Source organism: Rhizobacter terrae, from assembly GCF_003852895.1.
Classification (GTDB): domain Bacteria; phylum Pseudomonadota; class Gammaproteobacteria; order Burkholderiales; family Burkholderiaceae_C; genus Albitalea; species Albitalea terrae.
In genome coordinates, this window is the sequence record NZ_QUSW01000003.1 from 655,190 (window position 1) to 672,706 (window position 17,517).

At 68.3% G+C, this 17,517-nt stretch carries 15 protein-coding genes; 6 read left to right on the forward strand and 9 right to left on the reverse strand.

Annotation, left to right across the window (positions count from 1 at the left end; genetic code table 11):
- The first annotated feature begins 20 nt into the window (after positions 1-20).
- Positions 21-2,813 carry an ATP-binding protein gene (locus DZC73_RS14630; protein WP_124541045.1) on the forward strand — a complete coding sequence of 931 codons (2,793 nt, stop codon included), beginning with the start codon at positions 21-23 and terminating at the stop codon, positions 2,811-2,813.
- A gap of 1 nt (position 2,814) precedes the next feature.
- Here the strand turns inward: DZC73_RS14630 and DZC73_RS14635 are convergent, their stop codons facing one another.
- From DZC73_RS14635 to DZC73_RS14675, 9 genes are all read right to left on the reverse strand, one after another.
- Entirely contained in the window at positions 2,815-5,289 is a 2,475-nt protein-coding gene (locus DZC73_RS14635; protein WP_124541046.1) for an ATP-binding protein, read from the reverse strand.
- Between the two features lie 22 nt (positions 5,290-5,311).
- Positions 5,312-6,352: a TRAP transporter substrate-binding protein gene (locus DZC73_RS14640; RefSeq protein WP_235835128.1), complete on the reverse strand. Its 1,041-nt coding sequence runs from the start codon at positions 6,350-6,352 to the stop codon at positions 5,312-5,314.
- 102 nt (positions 6,353-6,454) lie between these two features.
- On the reverse strand, positions 6,455-7,096 hold the full coding sequence (locus tag DZC73_RS14645) for an FMN-binding negative transcriptional regulator (RefSeq protein ID WP_124541048.1): 642 nt from the start codon (positions 7,094-7,096) through the stop codon (positions 6,455-6,457).
- Between the two features lie 39 nt (positions 7,097-7,135).
- Positions 7,136-9,595 carry a putative bifunctional diguanylate cyclase/phosphodiesterase gene (locus tag DZC73_RS14650; RefSeq protein ID WP_124541049.1) on the reverse strand — a complete coding sequence of 820 codons (2,460 nt, stop codon included), beginning with the start codon at positions 9,593-9,595 and terminating at the stop codon, positions 7,136-7,138.
- Entirely contained in the window at positions 9,592-10,215 is a 624-nt protein-coding gene (locus DZC73_RS14655; RefSeq protein ID WP_124541050.1) for a methylamine utilization protein, read from the reverse strand. Before DZC73_RS14655 ends, DZC73_RS14650 begins: the two co-directional genes overlap by 4 nt.
- Positions 10,216-10,329: 114 nt before the next feature.
- Positions 10,330-11,442 (reverse strand): tRNA 2-thiouridine(34) synthase MnmA, encoded by a 1,113-nt coding sequence (gene mnmA / locus DZC73_RS14660; protein WP_124541051.1) that lies wholly within the window; start codon positions 11,440-11,442, stop codon positions 10,330-10,332.
- A 27-nt stretch (positions 11,443-11,469) separates the two neighbouring features.
- A complete protein-coding gene (locus tag DZC73_RS14665) occupies positions 11,470-11,916 on the reverse strand; it encodes a PaaI family thioesterase (RefSeq protein WP_124541052.1) in 447 nt (148 codons plus the stop codon).
- Positions 11,913-12,308 (reverse strand): MerR family transcriptional regulator, encoded by a 396-nt coding sequence (locus DZC73_RS14670; RefSeq protein ID WP_124541053.1) that lies wholly within the window; start codon positions 12,306-12,308, stop codon positions 11,913-11,915. Before DZC73_RS14670 ends, DZC73_RS14665 begins: the two co-directional genes overlap by 4 nt.
- 36 nt (positions 12,309-12,344) lie before the next feature.
- Positions 12,345-12,839, reverse strand: a complete 495-nt coding sequence (locus tag DZC73_RS14675) for an NUDIX hydrolase (protein WP_124541054.1) — start codon at positions 12,837-12,839, stop codon at positions 12,345-12,347.
- A 255-nt stretch (positions 12,840-13,094) separates the two neighbouring features.
- On the opposite strand from DZC73_RS14675, the gene DZC73_RS14680 reads away from it, so the two are divergent.
- From DZC73_RS14680 to DZC73_RS14700, 5 genes are all read left to right on the forward strand, one after another.
- Positions 13,095-14,210, forward strand: a complete 1,116-nt coding sequence (locus DZC73_RS14680; protein ID WP_124541055.1) for a Re/Si-specific NAD(P)(+) transhydrogenase subunit alpha — start codon at positions 13,095-13,097, stop codon at positions 14,208-14,210.
- Between the two features lie 76 nt (positions 14,211-14,286).
- Positions 14,287-14,649, forward strand: a complete 363-nt coding sequence (gene panD / locus DZC73_RS14685) for an aspartate 1-decarboxylase (RefSeq protein ID WP_124541056.1) — start codon at positions 14,287-14,289, stop codon at positions 14,647-14,649.
- An 8-nt stretch (positions 14,650-14,657) separates the two neighbouring features.
- The gene (locus DZC73_RS14690; protein ID WP_124541057.1) at positions 14,658-14,981 is read left to right on the forward strand and encodes an NAD(P) transhydrogenase subunit alpha; all 324 of its coding nucleotides are present in this window, start codon (positions 14,658-14,660) and stop codon (positions 14,979-14,981) included.
- Positions 14,978-16,405, forward strand: a complete 1,428-nt coding sequence (locus DZC73_RS14695; RefSeq protein ID WP_124541058.1) for an NAD(P)(+) transhydrogenase (Re/Si-specific) subunit beta — start codon at positions 14,978-14,980, stop codon at positions 16,403-16,405. Before DZC73_RS14690 ends, DZC73_RS14695 begins: the two co-directional genes overlap by 4 nt.
- Positions 16,406-16,739: 334 nt before the next feature.
- Positions 16,740-17,489, forward strand: coding sequence for a hypothetical protein (locus tag DZC73_RS14700; protein WP_124541059.1), 750 nt, complete (start codon positions 16,740-16,742; stop codon positions 17,487-17,489).
- Positions 17,490-17,517 lie beyond the last annotated feature (28 nt).

The following is a 17,517-nucleotide window of genomic DNA, read 5'->3' on the forward strand; positions in this document are numbered from 1 at the left end:
GGGCGGGACGGCAGGCACTGATGCGCAGCGTCGGCCTTCGCAGGCGTTTCGCCGTGCTGGTGGTGGCGGCCATCCTGCCGCTGGCGGTGATGTCGGGCGTGGGCATCTACGCGCTGGTGCAGCAGCAGCGCGAGCAGGCCGACCGGTCCAGCCTGGAGCTGGCGCGGGCGCTGGGCACCGCGGTGGACGGGGAACTGCGCAGTACCGTGGCCATTCTCGAAGGCCTGGCCACCGCGTCGTCGCTGGACGATGCGGACATGGACGAGTTCTACCGCGTCTCGCAGCGCGTGGTGGCCACGCGGCCGCAGTGGCGCGCCATCATCTTGCACGACCCGAGCGGCAAGGTCGTGATGCACACCGGCTACCCCCAGGGCCGGGCCGACCTGGCCATCGCCGAGCCCGGCAGCTTCGACCAGCTCGTGCGAAGCCGCCAGCCCCTGGTGGGTCCGATGCGCCGGGGCCAGCGCGGCGAGCAGGGCATTCCGGTGCGCGTGCCGGTGCTGCGCGACGGCAACCTGCGCTACGTGCTGACGGCAGTCATGAACCCCGATGCGATCGTCGACGTCGTGTCGCACCAGAAGGTGCCCGACGACTGGATCGTCTCGGTCTTCGACATCAAGAGCGCTCGGGTGGCGAGGTCCCGCGAGCACGCCAAGTACCTCGGCGGCCCGCCCGCGCCCGGCCTGCAGCGGCTGATGGCCGCGGTGGGCGACGAAGGCGTGGGGCCGACCTACGCGCTGGAGAGCGATGCGTTGCTGACCGCCATCTCGCGCAGCAAGTTCACCGGCTGGACGGTGGCCATCGGCATCCCCACGGCGAACGTCGACTCCGGTGTGTACCGATCGGCCATCGCCTACGGCAGCGGCATCCTGCTGTCCATGCTGCTGGGCGGCGTGGCGGCCTTTGCCATCGCGCGCAGCATCAACCGCCCCATCGGTGAGCTGCGCCGCGCGGCGCAGGCGCTGGGCCGCGGCGACATGCCCGCGCTCACGCCCTCGGACATCCACGAGATCCAGGAAGTGGCCGACGCGCTGATCGTCGCCGGCGAGCAGCGTTCGCGCGACGAAGCCGAACGCGAGCGACTGCTGGCCGCTGAACGCAATGCGCGCGGCGGCGCCGAGCACGCGCGCCGCCGGCTCGAGATGCTGGCTTCCGCCGGCGCCGTGTTCTCCCGTTCGCTGCAGCCGCATGCCACGCTGGAAGCCATCGCTTCCATCGTCGTGCCCAACATCGCCGACTGGTGCCGGGTGGACCTGGTGGATGCCGAAGGCAAGCTGCAGCGCGCGCTCACGCACCATTCCGATCCGCAGAAGACGCGCTTCGGGCAGGAGCTGGTGCAGCGCCTGCATGCATCGTCCGAGACGCCGGGCTCCATGGCCTGGGCGGTGGCGACGGGCCGCTCGCACCTGGCGCATTTCGATCCGCCCAATGAGTTCGACCGCATCCGCGACCGCGACCTGCTGACTTTCGCGCAGGCCATCGGGCTGCGGGCCTACTTCATCGTGCCGCTGGTGGCCCGAGGCCGCACGCTGGGCGCGATGGCCGCGCTGCAATCGGAGTCCGACCGACAGTTCAGCGAGGACGACTGCGCGCTGCTGGTCGAGCTCGCCCAGCGTGCCGCGCTCGCGCTCGACAACGCACGGCTGTATGCCGATGCGCAGTCGGCCCGCTCGCAGTCGGAAACCGCCAACCGCGTGAAGGACGAGTTCCTCGCGATGCTGGGCCACGAGCTGCGCAATCCGCTCGCGCCCATCGTCACCGCGCTGCACCTGATGGCGCGCCGCGGTGCGCAGGAATCGGCGATGGAGCGGCGCATCATCGAGCGCCAGGTGGCGCACCTGATGCGCCTGGTGGACGACCTGCTGGACGTGTCGCGCATCGCGCGCGGCAAGATCCAGCTGAGCATGGAGCGCGTGCGCATCCAGTCGGTGGCCGACCGCGCGCTGGAGCTCACGCAGCCGATGCTGGAGCGCCGCGTCCTGCCCGTCGCGGTGGACCTGCCCAAGGAGCCGGTGGTCGTCAACGGCGACCCGGTGCGCCTGGCGCAGGTGGTGGCCAACCTGCTCAACAACGCCGCCAAGTTCACGCCCAGCGATGCGCGCATCGCGCTGAGCGTGCGCGTCGATGGCGACGTGGTGGAGATCGTCGTCGAGGACGGCGGCAGCGGCATCGCGCCCGACCTGCTGCCGCGCGTGTTCGACCTGTTCACGCAGGGCGAGCAGGGCATGGACCGCCACGCCGGCGGCCTCGGCCTGGGCCTGGCCATCGTGAAGACGCTGGTGTCCATGCATGGCGGCACGGTCAGTGCGGCCAGCGAAGGCATCGGCCGCGGCGCGATGTTCACCGTGCGCCTGCCCATCGCGCAGGAAGCTGCGGCGCCCGACGTCGCCTCGGCGCCGACGGCCAGCGTGGACAGCCATGGCGGCCGCATCCTGCTGGTGGACGACAACGTCGATGCCGCGCAGTTGCTCGAAGTGGTGCTGGTCGATGCCGGCTACGACGTGCGCGTGGCCCACGATGGCCCGTCGGCGCTGGCGTCGCTGGATGGCTTCGTGCCCGACCTCGCGCTGCTGGACATCGGCCTGCCCGGCATGGATGGCTACGAACTCGCCAGCCGCCTGCGCGCCGATCCGCGCCTGCGCAGCATGAAACCCTTGCGGCTGGTGGCATTGACCGGCTACGGCCGCGAGCACGACCGCGCGCGTGCGCTGGCGACGCACTTCGACGAGCACCTGGTCAAGCCGGTGGCGGCGGACCTGCTGCTGTCGACGATGGCCGCCTTGCTGGGCAGTCCGGTCGCCGTGGCGAAGTAGCTCAGCTCAACACCCGCGCAATCGCCGCCGCGAGCATCTTCGAGTTGATCGGCTTGGACACGTAGTCGTTCATGCCCGAGGCCAGGTAGGCCTGCCGGTGCTCCACCATCGCGTTGGCCGTCATCGCGATGATCGGGATGGCCGACACGCCGTTGCCCAGTTGGCGGATTGCTCGCGTGGCGGTCTCGCCATCCATCTCGGGCATCTGGATGTCCATCAGCACCAGGTCGTAGTGCGCGTTCTGCACCTGGCTCACCGCCTCGATGCCGTTGGCCACGATGTCGCTGAAGTGGCCCATGTGGTCGAGGATGGCCTTGATGAGGATCTGGTTCACGCCGTTGTCCTCGGCCACCAGGATCCGCAGGCCCGCCATGTCGGACATGCCGATCATGGTGGAGTCCGCGCTGATGCGCTTGACGCCGTCGCCGTGCGCCATGGGCACGACCACGCGGAAGGTGCTGCCCACGCCCACGGCGCTGTCCACCTCGATGCGCCCGCCCATCAGGTCCACGATCTCGCGGCTGATGGCCAGGCCCAGGCCCGTGCCGCCGTAGCGCCGCGCGGTGGTGGCATCGGCCTGCATGAAGCGGTCGAAGAGCTTGGGCATGGCGTCGGGCGCGATGCCGATGCCGGTGTCGTGCACGGCGATCGTCAGCTCGATGCGCGACTCGCCCAGCTGGCGGTGCGTGACCTCCACCTCCACGCTGCCGTGTTCGGTGAACTTCAGCGCATTGCCGATGAGGTTGAACAGCACCTGGCGCAGGCGGCTGGGGTCGCCTTCGAGCGACTCGGGCAAGTCCGGCGGCAGCTTCAGCCCCAGCGTCAGCCCCTTGGCCTGCGCGCGCACGGCCAGCAGCGACACGACCTCGTCGAACATGCCCGAGGGATCGAACTCGACGATCTCCAGCTCCATGCGGCCGGCCTCGATCTTGGCGAGGTCGAGGATGTCGTTGATGACGGTCAGCAGCGTCTGCCCCGAGCTGCGGATGAGTTCGGCGAAGCGCCGCTGCTCCGGCGTGAGCGGCGTGTTCAGCAGCAGCCCGTTCATGCCCAGCACGCCGTTCAGCGGCGTTCGGATCTCATGGCTCATGGCCGCGAGGAACTGCGACTTCGATTCGTTGGCCGCCTCGGCCGCAGCCTTGGCGCGCGACAAGGCCCGCTCGGCGGCGGTGATGTCGCGCGTGACGCTCACCACCCCGCCCTCGGGCGTGCGGCGCTCGATGGCGTGCACCACCATGCCGTGCGACAGCTCCTGCTCGTACATGCCGTTGCCGCTGCTGTGGATGGCCAGGCGCCGCTCCACCCAGGCCGAGCGCTCGGCGTCCGTGCCGTCGGGCAGCATCGCAGGCGCGGCCAGTTCGGCCAGCCGGCGGAACGGCAGGCCCACGGCGATCTCCTCCTTCACCCAGGGAAAGATTTCCACGTAGCGGCCGTTCCACGCGACCACGCGGTCCTGCGCGTCGCACAGCAGGAAGCCATCGCCCATGGAGCCCAGTGCCTGGTCCAGCGTGGCCTTGGCGCTGGCCACGTCGCTGCGCGCGCGCGCCAGGCGAGCCAGGTGCCAGTGGCTGAGCGCGCCGGCGGCGAGGATCATCGCGATGAAGGCGGCCGCCACCCGCATGATGTCGCGGCGGTCGTTGCGCCAGCTGTCCAGTGCGGCGGTGATGGGAATGCTGGCCGCGATCAGCAGCGAGCGGTACAGCGTGGGCCGCGCGACCACGATGGCGGGTTCCGAGCCGAGCCGGTTGGCCATGCGCATGGGCATGCCATTGGCGTTGCGCGAGTCCAGCGGCGGCGTGAGCTTCTGGCCCATCAGCCGCTCGTCGGGCGGAGCGCTGGCGATGAGCTGGCCGTCTTCGCGCTCGAAGGTGGCCGCCAGCCCGCGGATCTCGATGGCCTGCGCGAGCACGGTGTTGATGAGCGTCACCGGCACCTCGCCCACCGCCATGGCCCGCCGCGATTCGCTCAGGCGCAGCGGCCGGGCGAAGTACACGACGCGCTCGGAGGTGGCGAAGTTCACCACCGGTGCGCTGATGGCCAGCTGCGGCGACGACTGCGCGAACACCTCGCGGGCGAAGTCCTTGGGCAGGTCCACGCCCATGCGCTGGGTGTGGGCCTGGGCGGCGCCCAGTACGCTGCCGTCCTCGGCCAGCACGGCCACGTCGCGCACCAGCAGGTTGCGGCCGGCCATCTCCAGCAGCAGGCGGTTGGCCTGCGGCGCGTCCAGCGTGCCGTCGGGTTTGAGCGCGGGGCGCAGCAGCGAATCGGTGCCGGCCAGCAGCACGTCCACGCCCAGCAGCATGCGGTTCAGCGCGGCTTCGGCGCCGCTGGCAAAGCGCGTGGCCTTGGACTCGGCGTCGGCCAGCGCATCGTGCTCGCCGCGCGAGATGAGGTTGGCGGCCGATGCGAGCACGGCCCCCACGAACAGGAGCACCACGCCCCAGATGACGGCTTGAGTCCGGCGCGGCAATGCCATGGCGTCTCGTGCGGTCCCTGCTCTACTTGGCGCGCGCTTCTGCGCCCACCACCGGCCCGATGGTCTGGTTCCAGACCTCGGCGCAGCTTGCACCGCAGCGATGGACCCAGCGCGACAGGATGGTGTTGGCGAAGATGGTGCGGCGGCGGGCGTCGTCGGTGGGCGCGGGCTTGACCTCGGTCATGTGGAACTTGCGGCCGTCCACGCAGGCGGCACTGCCGATGTTGCAGGCGATGCCGTTGCCCGTCTCGCGCTCGGCCTCGTTCCAGATGGCGGTCTCCAGCTTGGGCAGCTCCTGCTTGAGCTTGGTGCGCAGGTCTGCCGGCAGGGCTTCCCAGGCGGCGATGTTGGCGCCGAAGATGGCCAGTCCCCAGCTCACCGGCATGGTGTGGATGTGGGTGGTGACGTCCGGCAGGCCGATGGTGTTGCCCGACATGGTGCCGGTGATCGCGCACTCGATGTTGCCGCTTTTCATGTTGGCCATGATCTCGGCGAAGCCGGTCTGCACCGGCGTGCCGCCCAGTGCCTCGATGAGGTCGGCCTGCGGCGGGCTGGAGGTGCGAGTGCGCCGTCCGGCCAGGTCGGCCAGGCTGGAGAAGGGCTTATTGCAGAAGATGACCTGCGCCGGGTAGGCGTAGATGGCCAGCAGCTCGATGCCGTAGCGATCGCGCAGGGTCTTCTCGAGGTAGGGGCGGAAGGCGGCGGTGGACTTGCGCACGACCGCCATGTCGGCGCTCAGGCCGGCGAGGTCGGGCGCGGCGAACGACGGTTCCTGCGCCGCGGTGAGGCTCAGCAGCGCCGTGCCGAAGGGGACCACGCCCAGCTGCATCAAACGCAGCATCTCCTGGCCGCGGATGCCGGCGCGGTCGAAGGGCACGATCTCGGCGGTGACACGGCCGCCGGTGAACTTGGGCAGCTCGCGCGTCCAGAAGGGCTCTTCCTGCCGGGTGTACTGGTTGATTTCCGCCAGCCCGCCGACGATGCGAAGGCGCTTCACCTCCGTTTGCGCGAGGCTCGTGCCCGTCAGCGCGACGGCCATGACCACCGCGAGCAAGGCAGTCATGAATCGGTCAAAGCTCTTCATTCACCATCCCTGGATTGACCGCATCCCATGTTGCGGTGCCGCACGCATGATGCAGCAGGGCGGCGAACCTGAAAAGCGGGTTCATCCTGCATTGCCGGGTTGTTTCACTTGTGCGGCCATGGCATGCGACATCTCCGAGCCCTGTCGGGCGAGACCCGTGATCACGCCTTCCCGGTCTGCGGCAGGGCGGTTCTGGCTGACCTTCCACTTGCCTTCGAGCGAGGCCAGTTCGATTTCCAGCCCGACGATGGCCTTGAGCAGGCCTTGCGTGAAGCCCTGCGGCGCATCAGCCACCTTCCACGGCGCGTCGCGCGGCGCCTCGTGGCGGTCGGTGAGTTCGGACACCAGCTGCAGCACCCACTCGGGGTCGTCGCGGACCTGCAAGCGCCCGCGGGCCTGCACCATCACATAGTTCCAGGTCGGCACCACCATGCCGGTCTGCGCCTTGGTGGCGTACCACGATGGGGAAACGTAGGCCTGCGGCCCCTGGAAAACCACGAGGGATTCGGCGTCCTGCCGCGCCTCGCGCCACACCGGGTTGCCGCGGGCCACGTGCGCGCGCAAGGTGCCCAGCGGGCCGCGCTGTGCATCGAAGAGAAAGGGGATGCCGTTGGCCGACAGGCCCGCATCCGACTGGGTCACCAGCAGGCCGAAGGGATGCTCGCGCATCAAGGCGTGCAGCACCTCGGGCCGGGACTCGTCGAAATGCGCTGGCGTGTACATGGCGGCAAGTATGCCGTGCAGGCCGCCGCGTGGGGCCGTTCAGTGCAGCATCGTGCGCGATTCGCCATCGCTGCCGCGGTGGCGCGCCGTCCAGCTCACCGACCAGTCGGTGAATTCGCTGGCGGCCATGGGCCGGCCCATGTGGAAACCCTGGGCCTGGTCGCAGTTCAGGTCGCGCAGCATGTCCCAGACCTTGGCGTTCTCCACGCCTTCGGCGACCACCGACAGGCCCAGGTTGTGGGCGAGGTCGATGGTGGAGCGCACGATCTTGGCGTCGTCGGCGTCCTTCTCCATGCTCAGCACGAAGCTCTTGTCGATCTTGAGCTCGTCCACCGGCAGGCGCTTGAGGTAGGCCAGCGACGAGTAACCGGTTCCAAAATCATCGATGGACAGCTTGAAGCCCAGCGCCGACAGCCGGTCCAGCGTGGCCTGTGCGCGCTGGGGGTCGTCCATGATCGCGCTCTCGGTGATCTCCAGGCAGAAGGCCTCGGCCGGCACGCTGTGCTTGACCAGCAGCGAGTCGAATTTCTGGGGCAGCTCCGGGTCCAGCAGGTCGCGGGTGGACAGGTTCACCGACAGCGTGATGCGCAGGCCTTCGCTGTGCAGCCGCCGCCAGTGGCGCGCGGCTTCCTCGAACACCCACATGGTGATGGTGCGAATGAAGCCGGTCTGCTCCGCGAACGGAATGAACTGCATGGGCGGCACCATGCCGCGCACCGGATGCTGCCAGCGCACCAGCGTCTCCGCGCCCATCACCTTGCCGCTGTCCAGCGCCAGCTTGGGCTGCAGGAACAGGCGCAGCTGGCCTTCGCCCACCGCCAGGCGCAGCTCGCTCATGAGTGACAGGGTCTGCGCGCTGGACAGGTCGATGGACGGGTCGTACACCAGCGGACCGCTGGTCTGGCGCTTGGCGCTGTACATCGCCACTTCGGCACGAGAGAGCAGCACGTCGGCATCGCCCGCATGCGTGGGCCAGCAGGCCAGGCCGATGCCCGCGCCCATGTCCACCGTGTGCTCCTCCAGCGACAGCGCCACGTCGAAGGCGCGCTCGATGCGCTGCGCCACGCTTTGCGCGAGCGCCAGGTCGCCGTTGCGCAGCAGCACCGCGAATTCGTCGCCGCCCAGGCGCGCGACCAGGTCGGCGCCGCGCACCGACTGCTGGCTCAGCCGCTCGGCCACGCGCATCAGCAGCAGGTCGCCGAAGCGGTAGCCCAGCACGTCGTTCACGTGCTTGAAGCGGTCCAGGTCCAGCATGATGACCGACACCGTGCCCGAGCCGAGCTGCTCGGCTTCGCGGATGGCTTCATGCACGGCATCGCGGAACTGCACGCGGTTGGGCAGGCCGGTGAGGCTGTCCCAGTACGCGAGCTTGAGGATCTGTGCCTGCTTGTCGGCCACGCTCACGCGCATCTGCTCGAAGGCCTGCGCCAGGTGGCCGATTTCATCGTTGCGGCGCACGCCCGTCGTCACCGGTGTGCTGTAGTCGCCCGCACCCAGGCGGTCGGCGGCGGAGGACAGCCTGCGCAGCGGCGTGGTGAGCCGGCCGGCGGTGAGCACGCCGAAGACACTGAAGGCCGCGAAGCCGACCAGCGTCACCAGCAGCAAGGCGAGCTGCAGGTCGCGCGGCAGCTTGACGGCCTCGTCCACCGACAGCGAGATGACCGCCAGCACCGAGCCGCCCACGCTGGCGGTGTCGGGCGTGTTCAGCCACATGGGATGCACGCCCAGCTCCTCGCCGTGGACGGTGATGTTGGCGGTGGCCTGGCCGTCGCGGCGCAACTGGCCCCAGCTCTGGCGCGCCAGCCACCCGGCTTCCGCCGCGGGCAGGCTCGACAGGCTGGGCACCCAGTTGTCGCTGTTGGCGGGCTGCGACAGCAGCGTCACGTTCAGGGCCGACAGGCTCTGCATGTCGGAGGCCAGTCGCATGTCCAGCGGTACGCCCATCAGCACCCAGCCCACGGTGAGCGGCGCCTTGATGGGCACCATCACCACCTGGTGCGGGCGGCCGCCGAGCAGGGCCACCTGGCTGGCGCGGCCCTGCGACAGCGCACCCGCGGCCAGGCGCGACACGAGGGCCGCCAGGTCGGCCGTGTCGTGATGTCCGGCGGCGGCGCGCAGTTCGAAAGAGGTGGTGACGAGCGCCGCCTGTGTCGCACCGATGCGCGCGCCGTGGTTGGCCAGCACCGAGGCGATGGTGTCGCTGTCGTTGCTGCTCACCGCCTCGCGAAAACCGTAGTCCGAAGCCAGCAGACGCGCGCCTTCGATCAGCGTCTGTGCCTGGCGGTCGAGCAGGCTTTGCAGCACCCGGCCGCCCACCATCAGCTTCTCGGGCACCACGTTGTGCGCATGGCGTGTGAGGCTGGCCTGCAGCGCGGTGTAGCTGGCGATCTGCACGATCAGCAGCAGGCCCAGGAACATGGCGATCACCCGAGCGCCGATCGAGCCGCGCAACCAGCGGTCGGCGCGCGACAGCAGTGGTGTGGCGCTCAAGAAGCTCATGGCTGCGCCGCAGCCACCGGCAGCTTGACGGTCTGTTCGACGTCCGCGGCGGCGATGGTGAGGTTGGTGATGACTGCCTGCTGGTCGGCCGGCAGCCCGGCGTGCCAGACCTTCAACTTGTAAGCGCCGGCCGCCACCGAGGCGATCTGCGCACGGCCCGCGCTCGCGCTGACGGCATACAGCGGCGTGTCGACCACCACCACCCAACCCAGCATCTGGTCGTGGATGTTGCAGCCGAGCACCACGACGCCGGGCTTGTCGAAGACCACTGGCGTGCTGGGCGTGCCGGCGTACAGCTTCAGTTCGAAGTGCTTGGCGGGCGAGAAGGAATAGACGTGGTGGCGCACCGTGTCGAAGTTCGGGAACTGCACGGCCGTGCCGACGGTGACGACGGTGACCTGCGGCGAGAACTGGCGCTTGGCCTGGCTGATTTCCACGCCGGCCAGGGGCGCGACGGGCAGCTTGCCGGAGGCGGGCTCGAGCATCACCACCGCATGCGGCAACGGCTTGCCGGCGGCGTCGGTGACCTGCACCGCCAGTGATGCTGCCTGGGCTGCCGGTGCGGCCAGTGCGGACAGGATGGCGATGCGGTGGAGGGCGAAACCCCGGGAGAACTTCATGGGGGATGGGCAAATCACGGACACGGCGACGCCATGTCGACGATCTTCTATCGGCGGTGCGCGGGGGTGACTTGAGCCGGCTGGCAGGCAGACGTGACTTCGGTCACGGGCCTTTTACGAGGAAGACGCGATCACGCCGCCGCCGAGGCAGACCTCGCCGTCGTACAGCACGGCCGACTGCCCGGGCGTGACCGCCCATTGCGCCTGCGCGAAGCTGAGCGCGAACGCGCCATTCGCGCCCGCTGCCACGTCGCAGGCCGAATCCGCCTGGCGGTAGCGCGTCTTGGCTGCGATGGACACGGCAGCCGGCGCCTGGCCCGACACCCAGCTGGCGTCGTCTGCCCTCAGCGTGTGTGACAGCAGCCACGGATGGTCATGCCCTTGCACCACGTACAGGGTGTTCGCTGCCATGTCCTTGCGCGCCACGAACCAGGGTTCGTGCTCGCTGCCGCCCTTGGCGCTCTTGCTTTCCTTCACCCCGCCGATGCCGATGCCCTTGCGCTGGCCCAGCGTGTAAAAGCTCAGGCCCACGTGCTCGCCGATCTTGCGGCCGCGGTCGTCCTTGATGGGGCCGGGCTGGTTGGCGAGGTAGCGGTTCAGGAACTCCCGGAAGGGCCGCTCGCCGATGAAGCAGATGCCTGTGGAGTCCTTCTTCTTCGCGTTGGGCAGGCCGATCTCGGCCGCGATGCGTCGCACCTCGGTCTTGGGCAGTTCGCCCACTGGGAACATCGTCTTGGACATCTGCGCCTGGTTCAGCCGGTGCAGGAAGTAGCTCTGGTCCTTCAGCGGGTCCAGGCCCTTGAGCAGTTCGAAGCGGCCGTCGCGCTCGCGAACCCTGGCGTAGTGGCCGGTGGCAATCTTCTGCGCGCCCAGGCGCATGGCATGGTCGAGGAAGGCCTTGAACTTGATCTCGGCGTTGCATAGCACGTCCGGGTTGGGCGTGCGGCCGGCCTGGTATTCGCGCAGGAACTCGGCGAAGACGCGGTCCTTGTAGTCGGCGGCGAAGTTGACGTGCTCGATCTCGATGCCCAGCACGTCGGCCACGCTCGCGGCATCGAGGAAGTCCTGGCGCGAGGAGCAGTACTCGTCGTCGTCATCGTCTTCCCAGTTCTTCATGAAGATGGCGACGACCTCGTGGCCTTGCTGTTTGAGCAGGTGGGCGGACACGGCCGAGTCAACCCCGCCCGACAAACCCACCACCACGCGCTGCTTCTTTCCCGACGACATGCCGGGATTGTAGGAAGCCCCGGCCGGTCAAGCCCGGGCGGGGACATTGCGCGCCGTGCCAAGCAAGGTGGCGCACAGGGTCTCGTGGTCGTGCTTGTCCACGGCGTACACGTCGGCAGCGCACACGGTGAGGTGCTTGCCGGCATCCACGACCCGACCGCGGGCGCGAAGGGTGGTGCCCTGGGCCGGCGCCACGATCTTGAGGCACGTGTCGATGGTGGCGTTCACGAGGCCCGGCTCCAGCAGCGTGCCGGCGGCCGAGACCGCGGCGAAGTCGGCAGCGGCGAAGATGGCCGTGGCCTGCAGCTGGCCCGGCCTGAAGCAGAAGGCATCGGCCACCGGAAGCTCCACCTCCGTGGTGCCGGGCTCGATGCGGGTGAAGCGCAGCCCCAGGGTCCGGGCCGCGGGCATGGCCAGCACCATGCGGCGCACGAGGTCGCACTGGGCAGCGCGGGGGTCGCTGTTCGAGGTCATCGCTTGGCCTTTCTGGCAGAGGGAAACTTGGACGCCGGTTGGCGCGCCGCGCGCTCCTTGAACCAGCCGATGTGGTCGACCAGCCGCTGGCGCAGCGCCTGGTGCTCGGCAATGACGGCATCGACTTCCTCGATGCGTTGGCGCAAGGTGAAGACCATCTCCTCGATGCTCAGGGTGCCGGCCCGGTAGCGCGGCAGGGCGTCGGCCAGCGTGGCGAGCGACAGGCCGAGGTCGCGGCCCATGGCGATGAACACCACCTCGCGGATGGTCCGCTCGCCGAACTCCCGGTAGCCGCCCGTGCTGCGCTCGGCGCGGATCAGCCCCTGCGCCTCGTAGCGCCGCAGGCGGTGGGCGGAGACGCCGGTTCGTTTGGCAAGCTCGGAGATGCGCATGCCGGGCAGGTTAGCAACCCTGGCACTGCGCGAAGGTCAGCCGGGCTTGATTTCCGGCACGAACACCGTGGGATCGCAGTAGACGGCGTCCAGCGGGAAGCGCCGGCCGGCGGCGTAGTCCTCGATGCACTGGAGCACCAGCGCGCTGCGGTGCCGGTTCACGCTGGCGCGCACCTCGTCCAGGGTCATCCACAGGGTGCGGACGATGCCCGTGTCCAGCGAACGGGCCGGATCTGCCTCGCCGCAGGTGCCGCCGAAGGCGAAGCGCAGGTAGGTCACATCCTCGTCACGGGCCGGGCGCCGGAATCGGGCCAGGTACACGCCCACCAGCCGGTCGGGGACGAAAGTGCACGTGGTTTCCTCCAGGGCTTCCCGCACGGCGCCCTGCTGCGGCGACTCCCCCGGGTCCAGGTGCCCCGCAGGGTTGTTCAACCGCAGACCCTCCGGCGTGTGTTCTTCTACCAACAGAAAGCGACCGTCCTTTTCGATGACGGCCGCCACCGTGACGCTGGGTTTCCATCGCTTTGACATGCGGGGATGTTAGCCCCCCAGTCGCTGCGCTCCTGCCCCCGTGGGGCGCCACCCTTCGGGCCGGCAGAGCCGGTCCCGCGGGTGTTGCTGGATAAGAGGCCATCTTTGGGGGCTCTCTCGAAAAGCGGAACGGAATATCCACCCAGTTTGTGTAAGCTGCGCGACATTCGAACCCGGCGGGCCTGTCGCCCGCGAGACCGTCGCTGCCCGCGCATCCAGGTTCAATAGCAATCCAAGGCGTCCAGGAGGCTTTCCATGTTGATAGGGGTACCGCTCGAAACGGCGGCCGGGGAGACGCGTGTCGCGGTCACCCCGGAGACGGCCAAGAAACTCAAGGCACAAGGGCACACGCTGCGCATCCAGTCCGGAGCGGGCCTGAAAGCCTCGGTGACGGACGAGGCGTATGCGGCGGCGGGTGCGGAGATCACCGACCAGGCGGGGGCGTTTGCCTGTGAGCTGGTGCTCAAGGTGCGCTCGCCGCTGGACAGCGAGCTGCAGTTGATGAACACCGGCGCGGCGCTGGTGGGCATGCTCAACCCGTTCGACCGCGACAACCTGCACCGGCTGGCGGGCGCAGGGGTGACGAGCTTCGCGCTGGAGGCGGCGCCGCGCACGACGCGCGCGCAGAGCATGGACGTGCTGTCGTCGCAGGCGAACATTGCCGGGTACAAGGCGGTGATGATGGCGGCCGACCGGTACCAGCGCTTCTTCCCGATGCTGATGACGGCGGCGGGCACGGTGAAGGCCGCGCGGGTGGTGATCCTGGGCGTGGGCGTGGCGGGGCTGCAGGCGATTGCCACGGCCAAGCGGCTGGGCGCGGTGATCGAGGCCAGCGACGTGCGGCCCAGCGTCAAGGAGCAGGTCGAGTCGCTGGGGGCGAAGTTCATCGACGTGTCGTACGACACGCCCGAGGAGAAGGAAGCGGCCGAGGGCGTGGGCGGCTATGCCAAGCCGATGCCGCAAAGCTGGCTGGAGCGGCAGAAGGTGGAGGTGGCCAAGCGCGTGGCGATGGCCGACGTGGTGATCACGACCGCGCTGATCCCCGGCCGCCCGGCGCCGGTGCTGGTGACCGAGGAGATGGTGAAGTCCATGAAGCCCGGCTCGGTGATCGTGGACCTGGCGGCGGCGCAAGGCGGGAACTGCCCGCTGACAGAAGCCAACCGCACGGTGACCAAGCACGGCGTGACGCTGATCGGCGAGACCAACCTGCCGGCGCTGGTGGCGGCCGATGCGTCGGCGCTGTACGCGCGCAACGTGCTGGACTTCCTGAAGCTGGTCATCACCAAGGAAGGCACGTTCAACGTGCCGATGGATGACGACATCGTGGCGGCATGCCTGATGACGCAAGGCGGCGAGGTCAAGCGCAAATGAACGGCACATCGCAGAGCCGCCTCAAGATGTGCTGCGCCCCCTCGGGGGGCAGGAGCGTAGCGACGTGGGGGCAGTCATGAACCGGATCATGCTTCGCGCCAAGCTGCATCGCGCGACCGTCACCGAGGCCGACCTCCACTACGAAGGCTCCTGCGGCATCGACGAGGACCTGATGGACGCGGCCGACATGCGCGAGTACGAGGCGATCGACCTCTACAACGTGCAGAACGGCGAGCGTTTCTCCACCTACATCATCAAGGCTCCGCGCGGCTCGGGCGCCATTTCGCTGAACGGCGCCGCGGCGCGCAAGGCGCATGTGGGCGACCTGCTCATCATCTGCACCTACGCGCCCATGAGCGAGAACGAGGTTCGCGAGTACAAGCCCAAGGTGGTGCTGCTCGACGAGAAGAACCGCGTCAAAGAAATTCGCAAACTTTAAGGATCAAGATGGAACACATCGTCAATCCGACCATCACCAACCTGATCATCTTCGTGCTGGCCATCTACGTGGGCTACCACGTGGTGTGGACGGTGACGCCCGCGCTGCACACGCCGCTGATGGCGGTGACCAACGCGATCTCGGCGATCGTGATCGTGGGGGCGATGCTCGCAGCGGCGCTCACCGAGACACCGCTGGGCAAGGGCATGGGTGTGCTGGCCGTGGCGCTGGCCGCGGTGAACATCTTCGGCGGCTTCCTCGTCACGCGGCGGATGCTGGAGATGTTCAAGAAGAAGGACAAGAAGCCGGCGGCCAAGGAGGGTGCCAAATGAGCATGAACCTCGTCACCTTGCTGTACCTCATCGCGAGCGTGTGCTTCATCCAGGCGCTCAAGGGGCTGTCGCACCCGACGACCTCCATTCGCGGCAACGTGTTCGGCATGGCGGGCATGGCAATCGCGGTGCTCACCACCGGCGCGCTGATCGTCAAGCTGGCCAGTGGCAACGTGGGCGGCCTGGGCTGGGTGCTGCTGGGTCTGGTGGCCGGTGGCGCCTACGGTGCCTACCGCGCCAAGACGGTCGAGATGACCAAGATGCCCGAGCTGGTGGCGTTCTTCCACAGCATGATCGGCCTGGCGGCGGTGTTCATCGCGATCGCCGCGGTGGTCGAGCCCGCCGCCCTGCTGCACGGGCTGGCCAAGGGCGACCCGATTCCCACGGGCAACCGGCTGGAGCTGTTCCTGGGGGCGGCCATTGGCGCCATCACCTTCAGCGGCTCGGTGATCGCCTTCGGCAAGCTGTCGGGCACCTACAAGTTCCGGCTGTTCCAGGGCGCGCCGGTGCAGTTCGCTGGGCAGCACATGCTCAACCTCATCCTGGGCCTGGTGACCATCGGGCTGGGCATCTACTTCGTGGCCACGCAGAGCATGCCCGCGTTCTTCGCGATGCTGGCGCTGAGCTTCGTGATGGGCGTGCTGATCATCATCCCGATCGGCGGGGCGGACATGCCGGTGGTGGTATCCATGCTCAACAGCTACTCGGGCTGGGCGGCCGCGGGCATCGGCTTCTCGCTGGACAACTCGATGCTGATCATCGCCGGCTCGCTGGTGGGGTCCTCAGGGGCGATCCTGAGCTACATCATGTGCAAGGCGATGAACCGCTCGTTCTTCAACGTGATCCTGGGCGGCTTCGGGGGCGAGGCAGCCACCACCGGCGGGGCGGCGCAGCCGCAGCGCAGCGTCAAGAGCGGCAGCGCGGACGACGCGGCGTTCGTGCTGGGAAACGCCGAGACGGTGGTGATCGTGCCGGGCTACGGGCTGGCGGTGGCGCGCGCGCAGCACGCGGTCAAGGAACTGGCCGAAAAGCTCACGCACAAGGGCATCACGGTGAAGTACGCGATCCACCCGGTGGCCGGGCGCATGCCCGGGCACATGAACGTGCTGCTGGCCGAGGCCGAGGTGCCGTACGACCAGGTGTTCGAGATGGAGGACATCAACGGCGAGTTCGGGCAGGCGGACGTGGCGATCATCCTGGGGGCCAACGACGTAGTGAACCCGGCGGCGCTGCAAAAGGGCACGCCCATCTACGGCATGCCGATCCTGGAGGCGTACAAGGCCAAGACCATCATCGTGAACAAGCGCTCCATGGCCGCGGGCTACGCCGGGCTGGACAACGAGCTGTTCTACATGGACAAGACCATGATGGTCTTCGGCGACGCCAAGAAGGTCGTCGAGGACATGGTCAAGGCCGTCGAGTAGCGCGGCCTTCGCCGCAGGCCGCGGCAACATGGCAAAAACCTCGGACAGGGTCCGAGGTTTTTTTGCGCCGTGTTCTTGATGATCCGTCTCCGATTGTGCAATTTTCTGTGGAATGAATTGCAGAATTCTGTGAGTTCGTGAGACCATCGTTCGGCGTTGTCCTCATCCGCCGCCTGCGCTGGTCGTGGGCATGACCGCGCATACACTCTCGGCTGAACCCTGCGGTGTTTACAGGTTGGCGTGGTCGACGGCCTCGCCAGAATCTCTCGTGAACGCTGCCTGCATCAAATGATGGCTCGCTGGCTTGAGCCCACAACGGAGAGCAACAAGGCTGATGGTTTCACCGGAACGACGTTCGTCCCAGCCTGCCTCTCCCGCACCCACCGAGGAGGAGTACCGCGAGTACCTCCACGACGTCCTGGCGCGCTACATCACCGGCAACGGCACGGCCAAGCAGTCGGCCGCGCTGAGTGAACTGGTGGAAGTCACCGGCCGGTCGATGAGTGCGGCCAGGAACTGGCTGGTGTACCGCCAGCACCTGCCTGACATCGAGTCAGTGGCCAAGATCGTGCGCCACTGGAACATCCCGTTGAGTGAGGTCTTCCCCCGCGAACTCCCGGCTGCGCGAGCGGTGGGGGCGGACGAACCGGGGGCTGCGGCGCCTGCGCCTTTCGACATCAACGACCTGTCGATGTTTCCGCTCTTCGGGCCTCATCAGGACGCGGCTGCGATGGAAAAGGCGCTCGCAGGCTACACCGAGCAGCCTCGCACCGCCATGCTGGTGCGCATGGCCTGGCCCGACCAGGAGCCGCTGATTCGCATGGGCGACCTGATGCTCGTGGATTCATCGCAGGAGCAGATCTCGCGCAACGGCATGTACCTGCTGCGGATCATCGTGGCCAGGGGTGCGCCGTTTACATGTGTGCGCATGGCCGTCCTGCAGCCCGGCTTGAACACAGTCAAGCTGGTCTGCACCAATCCGCTGTATGCGGCAAGCGAGGAGTCGCATGTGCTGGAGGATGGCCTGCTGCCGCCGCACATCGCGGTGCTGGCCCGGGTCGTCGGGGTCATGAACCGGTGCTGAAAAGAAGCCCGGTAGCTTTTTGAAACTT

Excerpts from the sequence above, each read along its gene's own strand:
- DZC73_RS14630 (WP_124541045.1), top strand. The coding sequence starts at position 21 with ATGCGCAGCGTCGGCCTTCGCAGGCGTTTCGCCGTGCTGGTGGTGGCG.
- DZC73_RS14700 (WP_124541059.1), top strand. The coding sequence starts at position 16,740 with ATGGTTTCACCGGAACGACGTTCGTCCCAGCCTGCCTCTCCCGCACCC.
- DZC73_RS14680 (WP_124541055.1), top strand. The coding sequence starts at position 13,095 with ATGTTGATAGGGGTACCGCTCGAAACGGCGGCCGGGGAGACGCGTGTC.
- DZC73_RS14645 (WP_124541048.1), bottom strand. The coding sequence starts at position 7,096 with ATGTACACGCCAGCGCATTTCGACGAGTCCCGGCCCGAGGTGCTGCAC.
- DZC73_RS14675 (WP_124541054.1), bottom strand. The coding sequence starts at position 12,839 with ATGTCAAAGCGATGGAAACCCAGCGTCACGGTGGCGGCCGTCATCGAA.
- DZC73_RS14690 (WP_124541057.1), top strand. The coding sequence starts at position 14,658 with ATGGAACACATCGTCAATCCGACCATCACCAACCTGATCATCTTCGTG.
- DZC73_RS14670 (WP_124541053.1), bottom strand. The coding sequence starts at position 12,308 with ATGCGCATCTCCGAGCTTGCCAAACGAACCGGCGTCTCCGCCCACCGC.
- DZC73_RS14635 (WP_124541046.1), bottom strand. The coding sequence starts at position 5,289 with ATGGCATTGCCGCGCCGGACTCAAGCCGTCATCTGGGGCGTGGTGCTC.
- mnmA (WP_124541051.1), bottom strand. The coding sequence starts at position 11,442 with ATGTCGTCGGGAAAGAAGCAGCGCGTGGTGGTGGGTTTGTCGGGCGGG.
- DZC73_RS14640 (WP_235835128.1), bottom strand. The coding sequence starts at position 6,352 with ATGACTGCCTTGCTCGCGGTGGTCATGGCCGTCGCGCTGACGGGCACG.
- DZC73_RS14695 (WP_124541058.1), top strand. The coding sequence starts at position 14,978 with ATGAGCATGAACCTCGTCACCTTGCTGTACCTCATCGCGAGCGTGTGC.
- panD (WP_124541056.1), top strand. The coding sequence starts at position 14,287 with ATGAACCGGATCATGCTTCGCGCCAAGCTGCATCGCGCGACCGTCACC.
- DZC73_RS14650 (WP_124541049.1), bottom strand. The coding sequence starts at position 9,595 with ATGAGCTTCTTGAGCGCCACACCACTGCTGTCGCGCGCCGACCGCTGG.
- DZC73_RS14655 (WP_124541050.1), bottom strand. The coding sequence starts at position 10,215 with ATGAAGTTCTCCCGGGGTTTCGCCCTCCACCGCATCGCCATCCTGTCC.
- DZC73_RS14665 (WP_124541052.1), bottom strand. The coding sequence starts at position 11,916 with ATGACCTCGAACAGCGACCCCCGCGCTGCCCAGTGCGACCTCGTGCGC.